The organism is Salmonella sp. SA14318 (genome assembly GCF_029866905.1).
Classification (GTDB): Bacteria; Pseudomonadota; Gammaproteobacteria; order Enterobacterales; family Enterobacteriaceae; genus Salmonella; species Salmonella enterica.
Map to the genome: position 1 here is coordinate 931399 of NZ_CP123282.1, position 21746 is coordinate 953144.

Here is a 21746-nt window from a genome sequence, read left to right on the forward strand (position 1 = left end):
CACGTTATTCGGATAAATGTTCAGTTTGTCGCCGCTTGTGAACGGAAACGGGCAAAAATGAAGATGACGGCAAAGCACAATGCCGGAACCAGTTCGGCGGTCGGGATTTTGCCTGCGGCGTCGCTAACGAAGCCCATTACTGGCGTGACAATACCGCCGCCAATAATGGTCATGACGATAAAAGACGAGCCGTACTTAGTGTCCTGTCCCAGATTTTTGATACCCAGCGAGAAGATGGTCGGGTACTGGATTGACATAAATGCGCTACACAACGTCAGCGCCAGCAGGCCGATATGTCCGCCGCTAAAGGCGGAAATCAGACACAGGAGCATGGCAAACAGGGCGTAGGCGGCCAGCACTTTATGCGGCGCGAAGCGGCTGATAAGCCAGGTCCCGGTGAAACGGCCGATAAAGAAGCACACCATCGTGCCGGTCAGGTAGTTGGCGGCGAAACCGGGCGTCATTCCAGGGATCTCCTCAATGGCGTAGCGGATCAGATAGCTCCAGCAGGCGGTTTGCGCCCCCACGTAGCAGAACTGCGCCAGCACCGCCCAGCGCCAGTGGCGGATACGGATGAGTCGGGAGAGAGAAGATAAGAAAGAGCTTTGTTTAGCATCGCTATGATCGTCACTTTGCAGGGCCGGAAATTTGGTCAGCATAATCAGCAGCGCAACTACTAATACGATGGCGACGATAATCATGTATGGCGTTTGTACCGATAACACCAGGCTGTGTTTATAGGCGCTAAGCTGATCCGGCGTCATTTTATCAAGCGCTTCTTGCGATTGATGCGGCACGTTAGACAAAATAAGGCTTTGCCCAAACACAACGGCGATAATAGCGCCAAAGGAGTTAAAAGTTTGCGCCAGATTAAGCCGGAAATGTCCGCCGCTTTCTGGACCTAATACCGTAACAAAAGGGTTGGCTGCTGTTTCAAGGCAACCTAAACCAGCGGCGATGATAAACAGGCCAATTAAAAACAATGTGTAATTCATTATCTCAGCGGCAGGCCAGAATAATGCGGCGCCAACAGCATACAAAAAAAGTCCGGTGATAATCCCTGCTTTATAACTGAGTTTTTTCATCAAAATCCCAGCGGGGATTGGAATGACGAAATAACCGAAATAAAAGGCTGACTGAATAAGTCCGGCCTGAAAGTTAGTTAGCGTAAAAGCTTGTTGAAACTGCGGTAATAAAATGTCATTCAGATTATTGGCGACGGCCCACAGAAAAAATAGCGAGCAAAGTAAGGCGAATGGAATAATGTAGCGCTTGCTCTTGCTTTGCTCTGCATCCACAGCACGAAAACTCTGCGTTTGTATTGTTGTGTTTCCCATAGCATCCTCATCGGTTCAGAAGCTTTTGCGTGCGGTCGGTTCTGGTCACCAGACCGTAAAATTAGGTGAGTTCGCTTTTCTTTCCGGTAATAAATTGGCGTCCGGAATGAACTCATGGAGTCATTTTCAAATAAAAAAGGCCTTTTAATATGATGGCGGTCACATTTATACCTGAGAGCAGAGCGTTCTGTGATTATCATCACTTTAATTTCCATAAAAAAATGACCGTTTGAGATGTTTAATTTAAAAAACCACAGACTGAATGCCCGAATTAAATTATTGCCACGAAAACGGGCAGTAGTAACTTATTCTTCATTTTTGCCCGTTTTAAAAAATATTATTAAGAGCGGGCATTTATCGGCGAGAGAAACGGTAGTCGTCTGGTTTATCGTGGCGAATTAATTGATGTGAATCACAAAATATCGTTATTTAAATTCCCTTCTCTTTATTCAGTATGATGATAGTTGCTAACTATTCGATTATTTCAACAGGACAGCAGCGCGATGCGAAAGGCGGTTTTGTTGTCTCATTTTGAATCACAGAGAGAGGTAAATAATGGAACGAAATAGACTGGCGCGGCAGATTATTGATACCTGTCTGGAAATGACGCGGTTAGGGTTAAATCAGGGGACGGCAGGTAACGTGAGCGTACGTTATCAGGGCGGATTGCTGATTACGCCGACGGGGATCCCCTACGAGAAGCTGACAGAGTCGCACATTGTCTTTATTGATGCAGACGGTCAGCATGAGCAGGGCAAGCTGCCTTCCAGCGAGTGGCGTTTTCATATGGCGGCATACCAGACGCGCCCTGACGCCAATGCCGTGGTACATAACCACGCTGTCCATTGTACGGCAGTCTCGATCCTGAATCGCCCGATTCCGGCGATTCACTACATGATTGCCGCCGCAGGAGGAAACTCTATTCCCTGCGCGCCCTACGCCACTTTTGGCACCCGCGAACTTTCTGACCATGTTGCCGTGGCGCTTAAAAATCGTAAAGCGACGCTGTTACAGCATCACGGGCTTATCGCTTGTGAAGAAAATTTAGACAAAGCGTTGTGGCTGGCGCATGAAGTGGAAGTGCTGGCGCAGCTCTATTTAAGTACGCTGGCCATTGTCGATCCGGTACCGGTACTGGATGACGAGGCGATCGCTATCGTACTGGAGAAATTTAAAACTTACGGGTTACGTATTGAAGAGTGATGTCAGGAGACAGGCGATGGCGAACAGAATGATTCTGAATGAAACGGCATGGTTTGGCCGGGGAGCGGTGGACGCATTAACCGATGAGGTGACGCGCCGCGGTTATCATAAAGCGCTGATTGTTACCGATAAAACGCTGGTGCAATGCGGTGTGGTCGATAAAGTGACAAGCAGAATGGATGCCGCAGGGCTGGCGTGGGAGATCTATGCGGGCGTGATCCCTAATCCTACGATTTCCGTTGTCCAGGAAGGGCTTAAGGTCTTTACCCAAAGTGGCGCGGACTATCTCATCGCCATTGGCGGCGGTTCTCCGCAGGATACCTGCAAAGCGATCGGTATTATCAGTAACAATCCGGAATTTGCCGATGTGCGCAGTCTGGAAGGGCTATCGCCGACCCGTAAACCCAGCGTGCCGATTATGGCGATCCCGACAACGGCGGGAACCGCGGCGGAAGTCACTATCAATTATGTGATTACCGATGAAGAGAAACGGCGCAAATTCGTTTGTGTCGATCCGCATGATATTCCGCAGGCGGCATTTATCGATGCCGATATGATGGACGGTATGCCGCCCGCGCTGAAAGCGGCAACGGGCGTGGATGCGCTAACCCATGCTATTGAAGGCTATATTACCCGGGCCGCATGGGCGCTGACGGATGCCTTACATATCAAAGCCATTGAGATTATTGCTGGCGCGCTACGCGGCGCCGTAGCCGGAGAAAAAGAGGCCGGTGAGGCGATGGCGCTGGGGCAATACGTTGCCGGGATGGGGTTTTCCAATGTGGGGCTGGGACTGGTGCATGGGATGGCGCATCCGTTGGGCGCGTTTTACAACACGCCACACGGCGTCGCGAATGCTATTTTGCTTCCGCATGTGATGCGTTTCAATGCCGGGTCTACCAACGCGAAATTCCGTGATATCGCCCGGGCGATGGGGGTGAAGGTAGAAGGATTGAGTCTTGAAGAGGCGCGTAATGCCGCAGTGGAAGCCGTATTTGCGTTAAATCGCGATGTGGGAATTCCGCTGCATTTGCGTGATGTCGGCGTTCGAAAAGAGGATATCCCGGCGCTGGCGCAGGCGGCGTTCGATGATGTCTGTACGGGCGGCAATCCGCGTGAAGCGAGTCTGGCGGACATTGTCGAACTGTATCATATCGCCTGGTAATTTTGCCGGATGGCGCTGCGCTTATCCGCTCTACATTTCGTGCAGTTCTGTAGGCCGGATAAGGCGTTCACGCCGCCATCCGGCAACAAAACTACCGCGCCAGCCGTAGCTGCTGTAAGTTTCCGTCGATATGTAAATCGGTTTGCAGACGTGCAATATCGCGGCAAAGAAATGCCATTTCTTTATGCGTCTCAAGTTTTTTGCGCCACTTTTCCGGCACCTCGTCCAGATGGGCGTAAATTCCCTCCAGATTTTGAAACTGAATCAACAGCTGGGTCGCGCTTTTGGGGCCGATACCGGCAACGCCGGGGACTTTCGAACTGCTGATTCCTGCCAGACCCCAGTAATCCGGCAACTGCCGGGGAAGTACGCCAAACTCTTTTTCAATAAACGGCGCGTCCAGCCAGCGTTTCTGGAAGTAGTCGCGAATGCGCAATCCCGGAGAGAGCAACTGGCAATAGCCTTTATCGGTTGACACAATGGTTGCCTGGTGTCCGGCTTCGGTAACTTTTAGCGCCAGCGTCGCCGCCAGATCGTCCGCTTCGTTACCGTCTGATGCCCAACAGCGTACGCCGCGCTGTTCAAATGCGGCGCGTAGGGCGGGCATTTCATTATGTAAATCGTCAGGCATCGGCGGACGTCCTGCTTTGTAGTCCGGCAAACGCTGATGACGCCAGCCGCTACTGCGCGCGTCGTCATCAAATACCGCTACGGCATGGGTTGGCTGGCTGTGAATAATCAATTGATCGAGCGCGTGTTGGCAGGTTTCCACACAGGGCGATCCCTGAACGGCGTGAATACGGCGAATCAAATTGAGCGCGTCGACGATAAGCAGATGAGCAGCCACGGTGTTCTCCCTTACAAACCTGCGCGTAGGGTAACATTCACGGCGGGGGGAGGCGAGCATTGCGAAATAGCGCTATCCGTAGGCCTGATAAGCGAGGCGCCATCAGGCAACAAAAGCCGGATGGCGGCGAGCGCCTTATCCGGCCTACAGATCCTAAAATGTGCTGAGAATTAATCGCAGGTAACGATCTTCATCGCCAGGCCGCCGCGCGAAGTTTCGCGGTACTTAGCGTTCATGTCTTTACCGGTTTCGTACATGGTCTCAATCACTTTATCGAGGCATACGCGCGGTTCGCTGGTACGGCGCAGCGCCATACGCGCGGCGTTGACCGCTTTGACTGAAGCAATCGCGTTACGCTCAATGCAGGGAACCTGGACCTGGCCGGCAACCGGATCGCAAGTTAACCCCAGATTGTGCTCCATGGCGATTTCTGCGGCGATACACACCTGCGCCGGACTACCGCCCAGCAGCTCGGCCAGACCCGCTGCCGCCATGGAACAGGCCACGCCGACCTCTCCCTGACAACCCACTTCGGCGCCGGAAATAGAGGCGTTCATCTTATACAGCGAGCCAATCGCGCTGGCGACCAGCATATAGCGAGCAAGTGAGTTAGCATTTACTTCGCGGATAAACTTGTCATAGTACGCCAGCACCGCCGGAACAATACCACATGCGCCGTTAGTCGGCGCAGTGACTACTCGTCCGCCTGCGGCATTCTCTTCGTTCACCGCCAGCGCGAACATATTGATCCAGTCGACGACCGCCATCGGATCGGTGGTGGTCTTATCCTGACTGACCAGCACCCGACGCAGCGCCGCCGCGCGACGCGGAACGCGCAGTTTGCCCGGCAATACGCCCTCGGTGGTGATACCGCGCTCGATACCGCTGCGCATTACCTCCCAGACCCTGGCGAAGTGCTGCTCCAGCGCTTCTTTACTGTGCAGGGCCAGTTCGTTTTGCATCATCAGACCGGAGAGCGACAGACCCGTCTCCTGGCAATGGCGCTGTAAATCCGCGGCGGTTTTGTAAGGGTACGGTACGTTAACAGGTTCGCTATTCGTCAAACCAAAGTGCTCTTCATCGACGATAAAGCCGCCGCCAATGGAGTAGTAGGTTTGGCTGTAGAGCACCTTATCGCCCGCCAGCGCGGTAATACGCATCCCGTTTTCATGCAGAGACAGGTTGTCGGCGTGGAAATTCATGCATTTATCGACCGGAAATTCGACTTCATGCTGCCCATTGGCCAGTAGTAAACGCCCATGGGTGTTCACATCCTGGATAAAGGACGGAATGGCGTCGATATCGACGGTGTCCGGCAGATTCCCCGCCAGGCCCATAATAATGGCGATATCAGTGTGGTGGCCTTTACCCGTCAATGACAGAGAGCCGTAGACATCCACCACGACGCGGGTGACATCTGTAAGGATATGGCGGGCAATCAGATCGTCCGTGAACTGCTTGCCTGCTTTCATTGGTCCGACGGTGTGAGAACTGGAAGGGCCAATGCCGATTTTAAAAATATCGAATACGCTAATCATAGGGCATCCATTGCGGTTGTATCATAGAGAAGCGCCGCGGTAAGCGGCGCTAAAGGACTTAGCTGAACAGTGAGTAGAAAATAGCGGAGATGGCAATCAGGCCCATAATCACAACGAATACGTTGCTGATATGACCGCTGTACTTACGCATTGCCGGTACTTTCTGGATGGCATACATCGGCATCAGGAACAGAATCATCGCGATGATCGGGCCGCCCAGGGTTTCAATCATGCCCAGGATGCTGGGGTTCAGCGTCGCCACAATCCAGGTGGTGACCAGCATGAACAGCGCGGTAATTTTATTCAGTTTGTTGATTTCGATGGATTTACCTTTACCACGCAGCGATTTAATCACCATCCCGTTAAAGCCTTCACGCGCGCCCAGGTAGTGGCCGAGGAAGGATTTGGTGATAGCAATCATCGCAATGATCGGCGCCATCCAGGCGATGATCGGCGCGTTAAAGTGGTTCGCCAGGTAAGACAGAATAGAGATGTTCTGCTCTTTTGCCGCTGCCAGATCTGCCGGCGTCAGGCTCAGCACGCAGCTGAAGACGAAGAACATTACGGTCAGCACCATCATGATGTGGGCGAAGGCCAGAATTTTAGAACATTTCTTCTCTGCGCCTTCACCGTACTCTTCACGCTTCGCAACCGCGAAGGAGGAGATGATCGGGGAGTGGTTGAAAGAGAAAACCATCACCGGAATCGCCAGCCACAGCGTCATCCACAGACCGTTACCGGTAGACGCGGCGGAATCAAAGGACAGCGTTTCCAGCGCCGCGCCGTTCCACTGCGGGATCAGGTACAAGGCCAGCAGCATCAGCGCCGCGACGAACGGGAATACCAGGATACTCATCGCCTTAACGATCATTTGCTCGCCGAAGCGCACGATGGTCATCATGCCAACAATCAGGATCAGGGAAAGAATCGCCCGCGGCGGCGGATTAATCGCTAACTGGTGGGTCAGGAAGCTTTCCACGGTATTAGTAATCGCCACGCTGTAAACCAGCAGGATGGGGTAAATCGCGAAGAAGTAAAGCAGGGTAATCAGTTTACCTGCGCCGATACCGAAGTGTTCCTCAACGACTTCAGTGATGTCTTCACCCGGATTTTTACCGGACAGCACGAAGCGGGTTAAACCACGGTGTGCGAAAAAGGTCATCGGGAAAGCGAGAATCGCCATGATGATGAGCGGAATCATGCCGCCGACGCCTGCGTTGATCGGCAGGAACAGAACGCCCGCGCCGATTGCCGTGCCGTAAAGGCCCAGCATCCACATGGTATCCGTTTTGCGCCATGCGCTTCGAGAGTCAATCGAAGCAATAGTGCTGGTCTGAGTGGTTTCCATCTATTTCTCCTGGAGGATGCTAAAAATCAGGTTGCTGGTCTAATCCAATGAAAAAAGACCTGATCGTAAAATGAAATCTGCTTAGGGACGCTTTTTATATAATTTTTCGCCGTAATAATTTTCGGGCGGAAAGATACATTTAAGTGATGAATCTATCAGTGATCCCGATCTCAAATGCAATAATCCGCTTCTTACATGGATAAATTTGGACCATTAATCTATTAAAAAAACGTCATAACGAATTTCCGGGCGCGAAGGCTACCATTAACGATATAAGGCCGGAAAGATTGGGGCGCAAGATACGGAGGTTTGACTATAAAAATCAAGGTTTTTAGTGGATTCTGGCGAAGAATAAGAGTTTGAACCGATAAATCACGGTAAGCGGAGTGAGGTAAACGTTTGCCTGGCAATCTATTTATGGTGAATTATAAATGGTGTTTATAAAACAATGCGGGCTATGCCTCTGATGATCATCATAAAAAATGAAGGCATACGTTAATTGCCATACCGCAATGAAAGGAATGGGAGAAGCGCCCGGCTGCTGGCGGCAACCGGGCATAAGCGCTAAGCGCAGATCTCGTAACAGGGGATGTAGGCGGAACCTGGCAATTTCATACGATGCTGCGCGACGAATCCCTGCAGCAGATCGTCCATGCGACGCATCATCTCTCGATCGCCGTGGATTTTATACGGACCATTAGCTTCAATGGCGCGTATCCCGACCTCCTTCACGTTCCCCGCGACAATACCGGAGAAGGCGCGTCGCAGATCCGCCGCCAGAATCTCAACCGGCTGATCCGGGTACAGTTTCAGGTTGGCCATATTTTCATGCGACGGCTCAAACGGCACCTGAAGATCCGGTGCAATACGCATCGACCAGTTAAAACTATAGGCGTCGCCGGTATCGCGGCGATTCTCTTTCACTTGCGGCATCGCTTTCTTCATCAGTCGCGCTACCTCCGCCGCATCGTCAATGATGATGCGGTAATGACGGCGGGCCGCTTCGCCCAGCGTATGGGTAATAAACTCATCCAGCACGCGGAAGTAATCGGCGCTCTCTTTTGGTCCGGTCAGGATCAGCGGCAGCACCTGATTTTTATTGGCTGGATTCATCAGAATCCCCAGCAAATAAAGCAGCTCTTCCGCCGTACCCACGCCGCCCGGGAAGATGATGATACCGTGTGCGATACGGACGAACGCTTCCAGGCGTTTTTCAATATCCGGCATGATGATCAGTTCGTTCACCAGCGGATTAGGCGGTTCAGCCGCAATAATGGAAGGTTCAGTCATGCCGATAAAGCGGCTGTCTTTATAGCGCTGCTGCGCGTGACCGACCGCCGCGCCCTTCATGGGAGCTTCCATCGCCCCAGGGCCGCAGCCGGTGCAGATGTTCAGCTCGCGTAATCCCAACTGCGTGCCGACGCGACGGGCATACAGGTACTCGTTTTCGTTAATTGAGTGGCCGCCCCAGCATACCACCATGTTTGGCGCTTCGCCGACGTGCAGCGCCCGGGCGTTGCGCAAAATGGAGAACACCAGATTGGTGATATGTGTTGAGCTTTCAAGATCCAGATGCTGGAAACGACCGGCATTATGGATCTGCCCATTCACAAAGAGAATGTCGCGCAGCACCGCGAACAGGTTAGCCTGTAGCGCACGAATAATCCGCCCGTCAACAAAAGCGTCTTCAGGCGGGTTAATCAATTCCAGCTTCACGCCGCGCTCGCGGCGCAGTACGTTAATATCGAAATTTTCAAAGCGGGACAGCAGCTCTTTGCTGTTGTCGGTCAGGCTGCCGGAGTTAAGAACGGCAAGTGAACAGTTACGAAACAGTTGATACAGGTCGCTACTGGCCGTGCGTTTCAGCATGTCCACTTCCAGTTGCGACAACATATCCATTGAGCCAAGCGGGCTAATATGTGTAATCAAGTAAACTCCTTATGGGACGCAACACGCCATTCCCTGTTGATTACAATAGCCCTGGCTGATGACCTTTCACAACCTTACATGCGCAATCCGGCACGCAAAATTGACAAAAAAATTACTGTCGCGCCAGCCTGCCCGTGGCGGGCACAAAATCGGTATTGCTGCGCCAGGGATTAATGTCCAGCCCGCCGCGGCGGGTATAGCGCGCATAAACGCTTAACGTTTCCGGCTGGCAGAAGCGCAGAATGTCATTAAAAATACGCTCTACGCACTGCTCGTGAAATTCATTATGGTGACGGAAGGAGACCAGATAACGCAGCAGTTTTTCCCTGTCGATTTTGCGCCCGCGATACTGAATTTGTATCGAGCCCCAGTCCGGCTGGTGGGTGATCAGGCAGTTGGATTTCAACAGATGACTGACCAGCGTTTCTTCTACTTGCTTCTCGCCGCTGACCGCATGTTGCAGATAGTCGGTAGTAAACTGGTAGTTGTCGATACTGATATCCTGATCGTCAATACAGGCGCCGTGGAAATGGGCGACAGGCTGTCCTTCCAGCTCATCAAGACGATGAAGCTTCACGCTAACGTTGCCCTGCGCGCAGGCGCGCAGATCGCGCTCCAGCGTCTGGCGCACCGTCTCCCAGGTGTCAAAGCGCGTCTGGTTAAAGCTGTTCAGATACAGTTTAAAGCTTTTGGATTCGATTAAATTAACGCTGGTGTAATCCAGTTCGACATGCCCGACGGCGACCTGTGGAAGACCCTGGCTGTTAAGCCAGGAAAGTTCATACAACGTCCAGATATCCGCGCCGTGGAACGGCAAATTATCGGCTGTTAATCCGAGCGGGTCACGATTCAAACTGCGCGGTACACCCTGCAGCAGGCTGGCGTCATAATTGTCCCGGTAATCCGTTGATTTTCCGAGAGTCAGGCCATCGAGAGCCTGATGGTTTTCATAAGAAGACATGTTTCACCGTCATAAACCAGATACACTATGCGCCAAGTGTATCCTGGCTTTTATGAAGAGAGAAACTGGTGGACGAACTGACAGCGCAGGCATTGAAAGCCTTTACGACGCGTTACTGCGACGCGTGGCAAGAAAAACACGGTAGCTGGCCGTTGAGCGAAGAACTGTATGGCGTACCTTCTCCGTGCATTATTTCTTCAACCCGCGATGCCGTTTACTGGCAGCCGCAACCTTTTGAAGGCGAAGAAAATGTAAACGCGGTTGAACGCGCCTTTGATATTATGGTACAACCTGCGCTCCACGCGTTTTACACCACGCAGTTTGCTGGCGACATGCCCGCGCAGTTTGCGGATGAAAAGCTTACGCTACTGCAAACCTGGAGTCAGGATGACTTTCGGCGCGTGCAGGAAAATCTGATAGGCCACTTGGTCACGCAAAAGCGGCTCAAGCTTCCTCCCACGCTTTTTATTGCGACGCAGGAAAATGAGCTTGAGGTCATTTCGGTCTGTAACCTGTCCGGCGAGGTGATTAAAGAAACGCTGGGCACCCGTAATCGCACCGTTCTTGCCGCAACGCTTGCGGAATTCCTTACGCAACTTAATCCTCTTCTGTAATCGTTTGCCCTAACGGGTGTGAGAGATCTCTTACAAAGTCTGTAGGAGATCGCCAGGATATCAGCGGATACTGAGTCCCGTTTTCTTATGTAAGTCTATATAAAACAACTAATTAAAATGTTTTTGCGCACTTTCATATGAAAATTTACTTAAGGTATTGTCTGTAAGCGTCTTGTAAGACAAGGTGAAACAGGCGATTCTATCTTCGTCGACAGGGAGTCGTACAACGAAGCGAACGTCAGGATGATGACGCTTCAGCAGGACACGCCAGGATGGTGTTACAAGGAAAGGCTTCAGGATGAAGCAAAGTGGAAAGCGCAGGATGCGTTAAAGGACACCTCCAGGACGGAGAACGAGAGCCGATCAGGATGTTCGGCGGGTCTGGATGACCAGGGACGCTTCAGGATGAAGCTATCACATCGGGCGATGTGCGCAGGATGCAAACGTTCAGGATGAACAGGCCGTAAGGTCACAGGAAAAGTTGTCACGGATGAGCAGGGAGCACGAAAAGTAGCTGGAATGCTGCGAAACGAACCGGGAGCACTGTTTATACAGTGCTCCCTTTTTTTTGTTATTCTTCGCGCCAGATTTTCATCATTGAGGTTTTTAACATGACGACTCATGACCGTGTGCGTCAGCAGTTACATGCGCTTGAAACGCTGCTGCGCGAGCATCGCCACTGGCGGCAGGATGCGCCGCAGGCGCACCTGTTTACCAGCACCCAACCATTTTTTATGGATACCATGGAACCGCTGGAATGGCTGCAATGGGTACTGATCCCACGTATGCATACCCTACTTGATAATGCGCAGCCGCTGCCCGAGGCATTTGCCGTCGCCCCTTATTATGAAATGGCGCTGGCGGCGGATCATCCGCAGCGGGAGGCGATCCTGGCGGTTTTGCAGGATCTGGATGCGCTATTCGTCCGCGATAAATCCTGATGCTGGAGATCCTCTATCAAGATCGGTGGCTGGTTGCCGTGAATAAACCCGCAGGCTGGCTTGTTCACCGGAGCTGGCTGGATCGCGACGAAAAAGTCGTGGTCATGCAAACGGTGCGCGACCAAATCGGCCAGCATGTTTTTACCGCCCACCGTCTCGACAGACCCACGTCGGGCGTACTGTTAATGGGGCTGTCCAGCGAAGCGGGACGCCGTCTGGCGCAGCAGTTCGAGCAGCACCACATCCGTAAACGCTACCATGCCATTGTGCGCGGCTGGCTGATGGATGACGCGGTACTGGATTATCCGCTGGTGGAAGAGCGCGATAAAATTGCCGATAAATTCGCCCGCGAAGATAAAGCGCCCCAGCCGGCTGTAACGCAGTATCGCGGGCTGGCGACGGTCGAAATGGCGGTGCCGACCGGACGTTATCCCACCACGCGTTATGGTCTGGTTGAGCTGGAACCAAAAACGGGACGCAAGCACCAGCTTCGTCGTCATCTGGCGCATCTGCGTCATCCTATCATCGGCGACAGCAAGCATGGCGATTTGCGACAAAACCGCAGCGCCGCAGAGCATTTTGCCTGTCGTCGCCTGATGCTTCATGCCAGTCGGCTTGAACTGACGCACCCCTTCACCGGACAGCCGTTGATAATTCAGGCCGGGTTAGATGAAACCTGGATGCAGGCGCTGACACAGTTTGGCTGGCGTGGACTTCTCCCTGACAATGAAAGGGTTGAGTTTACGGCGGCGTCCCGGCAGGATGAGACTCATCAGGCATAATTCAGGGAGATACGCATAATGGCAGAAATTGGTATTTTTGTCGGGACTATGTATGGCAACTCACTGCTGGTGGCGGAAGAAGCGGAAGCGATCCTCGCCAGACAGGGCCACAGCGCGACCGTGTTTGAAGATCCTGAACTGTCCGACTGGCAGCAATATCAGGATAAGGTTGCGCTGGTCGTTACCTCGACGACCGGGCAGGGCGATCTACCGGATAGCATTGCGCCGCTCTTTCACGGCATTAAAGATACGTTGGGTTTTCAGCCAAACCTGCGTTACGGGGTGATTGCGCTAGGTGATAGCAGCTACCCCAATTTCTGTAATGGCGGCAAACAGTTTGATGCCCTGTTGCAAGAGCAAAGCGCGCAGCGGGTGGGGGAGATGTTATTCATTGACGCCAGCGAACATCCGGAGCCGGAGAGCCAATCCAATCCCTGGGTTGAAAACTGGGGAACTTTACTTTCCTGAGGTAAATCCCTCCCCCCTACGGGAGGGTACCTTTTCGTTTGCTTGCGTTGCCAGTAAGCAAATAACGACCTGTACACAGTGTAAAGTAACTGAATCGTGTTAGCTTTGGGCATATGCCCGCAAAAGCGGCAGTTTTTTACGGGCGTTTTCATGTAATCAAGCGACCTGTTTCACATTCTTCTCTTTTTACTCCTCCTGCGTCGACGCCGACGCCTTCTGATTTCATTTCCGTGAAGTGGCTTCCACTGTCCTGGGCTTTTGCCATAAACAGGCGTAATTCATCGCCAAAATACTGTGTTGTTGCACGGTGAGTGTGTGTGGCGCGCTTTTTATACTTCTCCTGCCAGTGAATAAAAGCATGCAGCGTGCAAAGCAAACGACCTAATAAAAGCTGCAACAAGGAAACGTTATCTCTGATTCCCTACCGGTTGTGCAGTTCAGAGTGAGCGTAGCTAACGCGAAATTTCAGGAGTGCAACAATGAGTTCATTAAGTCACGCGGCGAGCAGTGCGGAGAAACGCACGAACGCCCGCTACTGGATAGTGGTGATGCTGTTTATCGTCACATCCTTCAACTACGGCGACCGCGCCACATTGTCCATTGCCGGCTCAGAAATGGCCAAAGATATCGGCCTTGATCCGGTAGGCATGGGCTATGTTTTTTCTGCTTTTTCATGGGCCTATGTTATCGGGCAGATCCCGGGCGGCTGGCTGCTGGACCGCTTTGGTTCCAAACGCGTCTATTTCTGGTCTATTTTCATTTGGTCAGTCTTCACCCTGTTGCAGGGTTTTGTCGATATCTTTAGTGGTTTCGGCATTATTGTCGCCCTCTTTACGCTTCGTTTCCTGGTCGGTCTGGCGGAATCGCCTTCTTTCCCGGGCAACAGTCGCATCGTTGCGGCCTGGTTCCCGGCGCAGGAGAGGGGAACGGCGGTGGCCATCTTTAACTCCGCGCAATACTTTGCCACGGTTATTTTCGCGCCGATTATGGGCTGGCTGACGCACGAAGTGGGCTGGTCGCATGTCTTCTTCTTTATGGGCGGGTTAGGGATCATCATCAGCTTTATCTGGTTGAAAGTTATCCATGAACCAAATAACCATCCGGGCGTAAATAAGAAAGAGTTGGAGTACATCGCAGAAGGCGGCGCGCTGATCAATATGGATCAGAAAGACACCAAAGCGAAAGTACCGTTTAGCGTCAAATGGGGCCAGATCAAACAGCTGCTGGGCTCTCGTATGATGATTGGCGTTTACATCGGTCAGTACTGTATTAACGCATTGACCTATTTCTTTATTACCTGGTTCCCGGTCTATTTGGTCCAGGCGCGCGGCATGTCGATTCTCAAAGCGGGCTTTGTCGCCTCGGTTCCTGCGGTCTGCGGCTTTATCGGCGGCGTGTTGGGCGGCATCATTTCCGACTGGCTGATGCGTCGTACTGGCTCCCTGAATATCGCGCGCAAGACGCCGATTGTGCTGGGAATGTTGCTGTCAATGGTTATGGTGTTCTGTAACTATGTGAACGTGGAATGGATGATCATCGGCTTTATGGCGTTGGCCTTCTTCGGTAAAGGTATCGGCGCGTTGGGCTGGGCAGTAATGGCGGATACCGCGCCGAAAGAGATCAGCGGTCTTTCCGGCGGCTTGTTTAATATGTTCGGCAATATCTCCGGTATTGTGACGCCAATCGCGATTGGTTACATCGTTGGCACCACCGGTTCCTTCAACGGCGCGTTGATCTATGTCGGCGTACATGCCCTGGTGGCCATCATCAGCTATCTGGTGCTGGTAGGTGATATTAAGCGTATTGAACTGAAACCTGTCGCAGGACAATTATCATGACAACGCAATCCAGTCCCGTTATTACGGACATGAAGGTCATTCCGGTTGCCGGACATGACAGTATGCTACTCAACATCGGCGGCGCGCATAACGCGTACTTCACCCGTAACATCGTCGTCCTCACCGATAACGCCGGGCATACTGGCGTCGGCGAGGCGCCGGGCGGAGAAGTGATTTATCAGACGCTGGTCGATGCTATTCCGATGGTATTAGGCCAGGAAGTCGCCCGCCTGAACAAAGTGGTGCAACAGGTGCATAAAGGCAACCAGGCTGCTGATTTTGACACCTTTGGTAAAGGCGCATGGACGTTTGAACTGCGGGTTAACGCGGTGGCAGCTTTGGAAGCGGCGCTGCTTGATCTACTGGGGCAGGCGCTTAATGTGCCGGTCTGTGAACTGTTAGGACCCGGTAAACAGCGCGATGCCGTCACCGTGTTGGGCTATCTCTTCTATATTGGCGATCGCACTAAAACCGATCTGCCGTATCTGGAAAGCACGCCGGGCAGTCATGAATGGTATCGCCTGCGTCATCAGGAAGCGCTGGACAGCGACGCGGTCGTGCGGCTGGCGGAAGCGTCTCAGGATCGCTACGGCTTTAAAGATTTTAAACTCAAGGGCGGCGTGCTGCCGGGCGAACAAGAGATTGATACCGTTCGCGCGCTAAAAAAACGCTTCCCGGACGCGCGTATTACCGTGGATCCGAACGGCGCCTGGCTACTGGATGAAGCCATTGCGTTGTGCAAAGGGCTGAAAGATGTACTGACCTACGCGGAAGATCCGTGCGGCGCGGAGCAAGGATTCTCTGGTCGTGAAGTCATGGCGGAGTTCCGCCGCGCGACAGGACTGCCGGTGGCGACCAATATGATTGCCACCAACTGGCGTGAAATGGGACACGCGGTGATGCTCAACGCGGTAGACATTCCTCTTGCCGACCCGCATTTCTGGACTCTCACCGGCGCCGTTCGCGTGGCGCAACTGTGCGATGACTGGGGGCTAACCTGGGGCTGCCATTCGAATAACCATTTTGATATTTCACTGGCGATGTTTACCCATGTCGGCGCGGCGGCGCCAGGCAAACCCACCGCTATTGATACGCACTGGATCTGGCAGGAGGGCGATTGCCGCCTGACTAAAAATCCGCTGGAAATTAAAAACGGCAAAATTGCCGTTCCGGATGCGCCAGGACTGGGCGTGGAGCTTGACTGGGAACAGGTGCGAAAAGCGCATGACGCGTATAAAAAGCTGCCAGGCGGCGCGCGTAATGATGCAGGCCCGATGCAATACCTGATCCCCGGCTGGACTTTTGACCGCAAACGCCCTGTTTTTGGTCGTCACTAATTCTGAATAAGGACACAGTTATGAGTACTCAATTTACGACGCCTGTAGTGACTGAAATGCAGGTTATCCCGGTTGCGGGTCATGACAGTATGCTGATGAACCTGAGCGGCGCGCACGCCCCGTTCTTCACGCGCAACATCGTCATTATTAAAGATAACTCCGGCCATACCGGGGTCGGCGAGATTCCGGGCGGCGAAAAAATTCGCAAAACGCTGGAAGATGCGATCCCACTGGTGGTGGGAAAAACGCTGGGTGAATATAAAAATGTCCTGACCGCCGTTCGCAACCAGTTTGCCGATCGCGATGCGGGCGGACGCGGTTTACAAACGTTCGATCTCCGTACCACTATCCATGTGGTGACTGGTATTGAAGCGGCAATGCTTGACCTTTTGGGCCAACACCTGGGCGTCAACGTCGCTTCGCTGTTAGGCGACGGTCAGCAGCGCAGCGAAGTCGAAATGCTGGGTTATCTGTTCTTTGTCGGCAATCGCAAGGCCACGCCGCTGCCGTATCAGAGCCAGCCGGATGAGCAATGCGACTGGTATCGTCTGCGCCATGAAGAGGCGATGACGCCGGAAACGGTAGTGCGTCTGGCGGAAGCCGCCTATGAAAAATACGGCTTCAACGACTTCAAACTGAAAGGCGGCGTGCTGGCGGGCGAAGAAGAGGCCGAGTCAATCGTGGCGCTGGCGAAACGTTTCCCACAAGCGCGCGTCACGCTCGATCCAAACGGTGCCTGGTCGCTGAACGAAGCGATCAGCATTGGTAAATACCTGAAAGGTTCTCTGGCCTATGCAGAAGATCCGTGCGGCGCGGAGCAGGGTTTTTCCGGACGTGAAGTGATGGCGGAATTCCGTCGCGCGACCGGATTACCGACGGCCACCAATATGATAGCGACCGACTGGCGTCAAATGGGGCATACGCTGTCGCTGCAATCTGTAGATATCCCGCTGGCTGACCCGCACTTCTGGACTATGCAAGGCTCTGTACGCGTGGCGCAAATGTGTCATGAGTTCGGTCTGACCTGGGGCTCGCACTCTAACAACCACTTTGATATTTCGTTGGCGATGTTTACCCATGTTGCCGCGGCGGCGCCGGGCAAGATCACCGCGATAGATACCCACTGGATCTGGCAGGAAGGCAACCAACGTCTGACTAAAGAACCGTTTGAAATTAAAGGCGGCATGGTGCAAGTACCGACCAAACCGGGTCTGGGCGTTGAGCTCGATATGGATCAGGTGATGAAAGCGCATGAGCTCTATCAAAAACATGGCTTAGGCGCGCGTGACGACGCGATGGGAATGCAGTACTTAATTCCTGGCTGGACGTTTGATAATAAGCGTCCTTGCATGGTGCGTTAAGTCAGAGCCGGTTCCGTAAGGAACCGGTCCTTCTCTGGGTGTATGCTTAACAGGATCAACATGCGTAAGGACGACTTATGAAAATAGTGATCGCACCAGACTCGTATAAGGAAAGTTTGAGTGCTCTTGAGGTAGCGACCGCCATTGAACAAGGATTTCGCGAGATCTGGCCTGACGCCGATTACCTGAAATTGCCGCTGGCTGATGGCGGAGAAGGTACTGTCGAAGCGATGGTTGAAGCGACGGCGGGTCGAATCGTGCATGTTGAGGTCACCGGGCCGTTGGGGCATCGCGTCAATGCGTTTTATGGGCTTTCCGGCGATGCGCGTTCCGCATTCATTGAAATGGCGGCCGCCAGCGGTCTGGAGCAGGTGCCGCCCGCGCAACGCGATCCGTTGAAGACCACGTCATGGGGAACCGGCGAGCTGATCCGTCATGCGCTGGATGCGGGCGTTGAGCATATCATTATTGGTATCGGCGGTAGCGCCACCAACGATGGCGGCGCGGGGATGGTACAGGCGCTGGGGGCCAGGCTACGGGATGCGCAGGGCAATGATATTGCGCAAGGCGGCATTGGGCTGGAAACACTCGCCAGCATTGATATCAGCGGCCTGGATAAGCGTTTGTCGGCGTGCCATATAGAGGTCGCCTGCGATGTCACGAATCCCCTTACCGGCAAAGAGGGCGCGTCTGCGGTTTTTGGTCCGCAAAAAGGGGCGACGCCGGAAATGATTGAACGCCTGGATACGGCATTGACTCGCTATGCGCATTTGATTGCCCGCGATCTGCATGTCGATGTGTTGGATCTGGCAGGCGGCGGCGCGGCAGGCGGCATGGGGGCGGCGTTATACGCGTTTTGCGGTGCGCAGCTACGGCGTGGTATTGAGATTGTCACCGATGCGCTTCATCTGGAAGCGTGTCTTGCGGATGCTGATTTAGTCATCACCGGCGAGGGACGCATCGACAGCCAGACCATTCACGGTAAAGTCCCTATTGGCGTGGCAAACATCGCCAAACGGTATAACAAGCCGGTAATTGGTATAGCGGGTAGCCTGACGGCGGACGTTAGCGTGGTTCATGAACATGGGCTTGATGCCGTTTTCAGCGTGATTTATACCATCTGCACGCTGGAGGACGCGCTGAAGAATGCGAGTGAAAACGTACGAATGACCGCGCGCAACGTGGCTGCAACGCTGAAAGCGGGGCAACAGTTACGCTGAGTTATAGGCCGGATAAGGCGGTCACGCCGCCATCCGGCGAATATCATCCTAATATCTTCTTCGCTTCACGCGCAACATTATCCATCTCATCCAGCAGCTCCAGAAACTCAGGCTCCAGCTCCTCTTCGTGGACGCCGCTGCGAAGCTGTTGCTCAATAAGCTGGCAAAGGTTCTTCATCCGCGGTACGCCGCTATAGCCGCAGCTCCCGTGTAGCTTATGGACCAGATCGACCAGACCGTTGGGATTTTCTCCCACCAGTTGTTCTTCAATTTTGTTGCGCACTTCCGGCAGAAAATCAATCAGCATTTGCAGCATATCCCGCGCCAGATCGGGCTTACCGGCAGCCTGGCGGAGCGCAAGCTGCCAGTCGAGCGTCGCATTCGGATTGAAGATAAACTCAGCCGGTTCCGGCGCCATCAGGCGCGCTGCTACGTTGGCGCCGGGTTTATAGCGCAGCAACAGATTATGCAACTTCTCTTCTTCTATCGGTTTAGCCAGATAGTCGTTCATGCCCGCGCTGAGCAACTTCTCTTTTTGCCCGGCCATCGCATGTGCCGTAACGGCAATAACCGGTGTTTGCTGCTGATGAGGAAGCTGGTGAATTAACTCGCAGGCGCGTATGCCGTCCATATCCGGCATCTGAATATCCATCAAAATCAGATCAAACTGCATTTGTTTCGCCCGATCCACCGCCTGATGTCCGCTATCACAAAGCTCTACGTGCTGGACTTTATCTTCCAGTAACGCGCCGATAAGTTTCAGATTGGCGGGATTATCATCAACCGCCATAACCGTCATGGTGATTTTACTGGTATCCATTAGCAGCGGTTCAGGATGGTGATTCAACTGGCAATATTCCGTCAGCGCTGGCAACAGGCGCGTTGACGTCAATGGTTTTAACAGACAGGCCGCCGCGCCTCCTTGTTTCAGCTTTTCGGCGTTAATTTGCGCATGGCAAGGTAGCGCCAGCAGTAGAAAGTCCGTCATTGACGCCGCTTTCGCCAGACGTTCATGCTGCATGGTGAGCGGCTCGCGGAAGGTCACCGGAACGCTCAAAATCATAATATCGTAGTGCGCTAACGGCAGCGCGGAGAAGGTCGGGCTGTAAACCACCTCCACCGGCGTGTCGCTCAGTAGATCCAGGGTACATTGCGCGGCGGTAGCATTCGGTTCGACATAAGCCAGCCGTTTCCCGGCCAGGCACGCGGTCGACGGCCCGTCAATAATAACATTTGGGTTAAGATCAAGATTAATATGAAACCAGAAGGTCGAGCCGCGATTAGGCTGGCTGTGGAAAGAGATATCCCCGCCCATTTCGTTGACCAGCTTTTGCGTAATCACCAGCCCAAGCCCGGTGCCGCCGTGACGGCGAGAAATACTGGCATCGGCCTGGCGAAACGCCTGAAACAGTCGCGACTGGTCGCGTTCCGGAATGCCGATCCCCGTATCGCGGATCTGCACTTCAATCTGTACTTTGGTGTTACTAAGCGCCCGCTTTTCTACCAGAATGTCGATATTGCCACTCTCGGTGAACTTAATGGCATTACCCACCAGATTAGTAATGACCTGTTGCAGGCGCAGCGGGTCGCCAATCACATTATCCGGGACGTCGTTTTTAATATTTAACGTCAACTCCAGCCCTTTATCATGCGACGAGTGGGCCAGCAGCGTAACCACTTCATCCAGCGTGTTGCGCAGTGGAAAAGGGATACTTTCCAGAATGAGCTTACCGGCTTCCAGCTTGGAGAAATCAAGCACGTCATTAATGATCGCCAGCAGATTATTCGCGGAACGCTCAATGGTGTTCAGATGGTCGCGCTGGGTGGGATTCAGCTCCGTTTTTAATGTCAGGCGGGTAAAGCCAATGACGCCGTTCAGCGGCGTTCGCAGTTCGTGCGACATGTTCGCCAGGAACTCCGACTTAATACGCGCCGCTTCCTGGGCGCGCTTTTTCGCCAGATCCAGCTCAACGTTTTGGATTTCCATCTGCTCAAGGGTTTCACGCAGGTCTGAAGTGGCCTGATCGATATTATGCTGCATCTCTTCGTGATAGGCGGCAAGCGACATCGCCATGGAATTAATGCCGTTTTTCAGCATGTCCAGCTCGCCCAGCATAAATCCTTCCACCCGGCTATCCAGTTGTCCGCGGCGAATGCGGTCAACGGTATTCACCATATTACGGATAGGCCCGGTGACATCGCGCATAAGCCGCCAGCCAAAGATCAGCGCAATGCCTATACAAAAAAGCATCATCACGCTGGAGATAAAAATCTCTTTGTATTGCTGTAGCCTGACCGACTTGAGATCCAGTTCAAGTGCCACATACCCCAGCATATTTTTGGTATTTTTCGCGTCGGCAATCGCTGACTCGTCCGGCGAATAGCTCTCCGAGATAATCGGGGTGCGCAGAATCATAATATCGCCGTGGCGATCGACACTCAGACGACGTGGAAACGGCGCTCCGGCGGGAAGCTGCATCTGTGAGGGGTCCAGATGGAAATTAGACGTTACAAACAGGCGGTTATGATCGTCATAAACGGAAATCGCCCGCACAATATCAGAGTGTCTGCGGTGCAGGACGCTGATAAGTTGGCCGATAGACTCCCGGTTTTGTAAGTTCATACCATATTCGCTGGAGACGGCGAGCGGTTCAATAATACTGGCGCCGGCATCTTCCAGTTGACGCTGCAGGTCGTTATAGCGGTGCACTACAAAAAAGATACTGAGCAGCAAACCTATCAGGACGGTCGGGGCCAGGATCAGAATCATCATGCGTGCGCGCAGGCTGTAGTTGGTCATGGAGTTCCGTTATGGGACAATTAGGGTCACACTGTTAAATTGAGAAAAACCTGGTCG

18 protein-coding genes are annotated in these 21746 nt (G+C 53.2%); 10 read left to right on the forward strand and 8 right to left on the reverse strand.

From position 1 onward, the window contains the following. Window positions 1-20 precede the first annotated feature (20 nt). Window positions 21-1337 (reverse strand): L-fucose:H+ symporter permease, encoded by a 1317-nt coding sequence (gene fucP / locus QEN32_RS04460; RefSeq protein ID WP_000528622.1) that lies wholly within the window; start codon window positions 1335-1337, stop codon window positions 21-23. Window positions 1338-1892: 555 nt separating this feature from the next. On the opposite strand from fucP, the gene fucA reads away from it, so the two are divergent. Further along, window positions 1893-2540, forward strand: a complete 648-nt coding sequence (gene fucA / locus QEN32_RS04465) for an L-fuculose-phosphate aldolase (protein WP_000440819.1) — start codon at window positions 1893-1895, stop codon at window positions 2538-2540. Between the two features lie 16 nt (window positions 2541-2556). After that, window positions 2557-3705, forward strand: coding sequence for a lactaldehyde reductase (gene fucO / locus QEN32_RS04470; RefSeq protein WP_265321966.1), 1149 nt, complete (start codon window positions 2557-2559; stop codon window positions 3703-3705). Window positions 3706-3796: 91 nt separating this feature from the next. Here the strand turns inward: fucO and xni are convergent, their stop codons facing one another. The 5 genes from xni to queF all read right to left on the reverse strand — a co-directional run bounded on the left by xni (window position 3797) and on the right by queF (window position 10328). Further along, entirely contained in the window at window positions 3797-4552 is a 756-nt protein-coding gene (gene xni, locus QEN32_RS04475) for a flap endonuclease Xni (protein WP_001519360.1), read from the reverse strand. A 170-nt stretch (window positions 4553-4722) separates the two neighbouring features. After that, window positions 4723-6090, reverse strand: a complete 1368-nt coding sequence (gene sdaB, locus QEN32_RS04480; protein ID WP_000626384.1) for an L-serine ammonia-lyase II — start codon at window positions 6088-6090, stop codon at window positions 4723-4725. A gap of 58 nt (window positions 6091-6148) precedes the next feature. Beyond that, window positions 6149-7438 (reverse strand): HAAAP family serine/threonine permease SdaC, encoded by a 1290-nt coding sequence (gene sdaC, locus QEN32_RS04485; protein WP_000450462.1) that lies wholly within the window; start codon window positions 7436-7438, stop codon window positions 6149-6151. A gap of 564 nt (window positions 7439-8002) precedes the next feature. Beyond that, window positions 8003-9367, reverse strand: coding sequence for a nucleotide 5'-monophosphate nucleosidase PpnN (ppnN, locus tag QEN32_RS04490; protein ID WP_000627973.1), 1365 nt, complete (start codon window positions 9365-9367; stop codon window positions 8003-8005). 112 nt (window positions 9368-9479) lie between these two features. Then, the gene (gene queF, locus QEN32_RS04495; protein WP_000100456.1) at window positions 9480-10328 is read right to left on the reverse strand and encodes an NADPH-dependent 7-cyano-7-deazaguanine reductase QueF; all 849 of its coding nucleotides are present in this window, start codon (window positions 10326-10328) and stop codon (window positions 9480-9482) included. A gap of 68 nt (window positions 10329-10396) precedes the next feature. Here queF and syd point away from each other — a divergent pair, with 68 nt between their 5' ends. The 4 genes from syd (at window position 10397) to QEN32_RS04515 (ending at window position 13133) form a co-directional block, all read left to right on the forward strand. Next, window positions 10397-10942: a SecY-interacting protein gene (syd, locus tag QEN32_RS04500; RefSeq protein WP_000343990.1), complete on the forward strand. Its 546-nt coding sequence runs from the start codon at window positions 10397-10399 to the stop codon at window positions 10940-10942. A 611-nt stretch (window positions 10943-11553) separates the two neighbouring features. Further along, on the forward strand, window positions 11554-11883 hold the full coding sequence (locus tag QEN32_RS04505) for a YqcC family protein (RefSeq protein ID WP_000207015.1): 330 nt from the start codon (window positions 11554-11556) through the stop codon (window positions 11881-11883). After that, on the forward strand, window positions 11883-12665 hold the full coding sequence (gene truC / locus QEN32_RS04510; protein ID WP_042948842.1) for a tRNA pseudouridine(65) synthase TruC: 783 nt from the start codon (window positions 11883-11885) through the stop codon (window positions 12663-12665). Before QEN32_RS04505 ends, truC begins: the two co-directional genes overlap by 1 nt. 18 nt (window positions 12666-12683) lie before the next feature. Continuing rightward, the gene (locus tag QEN32_RS04515) at window positions 12684-13133 is read left to right on the forward strand and encodes a flavodoxin (protein WP_000807736.1); all 450 of its coding nucleotides are present in this window, start codon (window positions 12684-12686) and stop codon (window positions 13131-13133) included. Window positions 13134-13281: 148 nt separating this feature from the next. Here QEN32_RS04515 and QEN32_RS04520 read toward each other — a convergent pair whose 3' ends face one another. Beyond that, window positions 13282-13533, reverse strand: coding sequence for a hypothetical protein (locus QEN32_RS04520; RefSeq protein WP_001626563.1), 252 nt, complete (start codon window positions 13531-13533; stop codon window positions 13282-13284). Between the two features lie 79 nt (window positions 13534-13612). Here QEN32_RS04520 and gudP point away from each other — a divergent pair, with 79 nt between their 5' ends. From gudP to QEN32_RS04540, 4 genes are all read left to right on the forward strand, one after another. Further along, window positions 13613-14971 (forward strand): galactarate/glucarate/glycerate transporter GudP, encoded by a 1359-nt coding sequence (gudP, locus tag QEN32_RS04525; protein ID WP_000097015.1) that lies wholly within the window; start codon window positions 13613-13615, stop codon window positions 14969-14971. After that, complete coding sequence (locus QEN32_RS04530) at window positions 14968-16308, forward strand: enolase C-terminal domain-like protein (protein WP_000211796.1); 1341 nt, start codon at window positions 14968-14970, stop codon at window positions 16306-16308. Before gudP ends, QEN32_RS04530 begins: the two co-directional genes overlap by 4 nt. A 20-nt stretch (window positions 16309-16328) precedes the next feature. Next, window positions 16329-17669, forward strand: coding sequence for a glucarate dehydratase (gudD, locus tag QEN32_RS04535; protein ID WP_000107113.1), 1341 nt, complete (start codon window positions 16329-16331; stop codon window positions 17667-17669). Between the two features lie 77 nt (window positions 17670-17746). Beyond that, window positions 17747-18889 carry a glycerate kinase gene (locus QEN32_RS04540; RefSeq protein ID WP_000706479.1) on the forward strand — a complete coding sequence of 381 codons (1143 nt, stop codon included), beginning with the start codon at window positions 17747-17749 and terminating at the stop codon, window positions 18887-18889. A 43-nt stretch (window positions 18890-18932) separates the two neighbouring features. On the opposite strand, the gene barA is transcribed toward QEN32_RS04540, so the two are convergent. Further along, complete coding sequence (barA, locus tag QEN32_RS04545) at window positions 18933-21689, reverse strand: two-component sensor histidine kinase BarA (protein ID WP_000186400.1); 2757 nt, start codon at window positions 21687-21689, stop codon at window positions 18933-18935. Window positions 21690-21746: the final 57 nt, after the last annotated feature.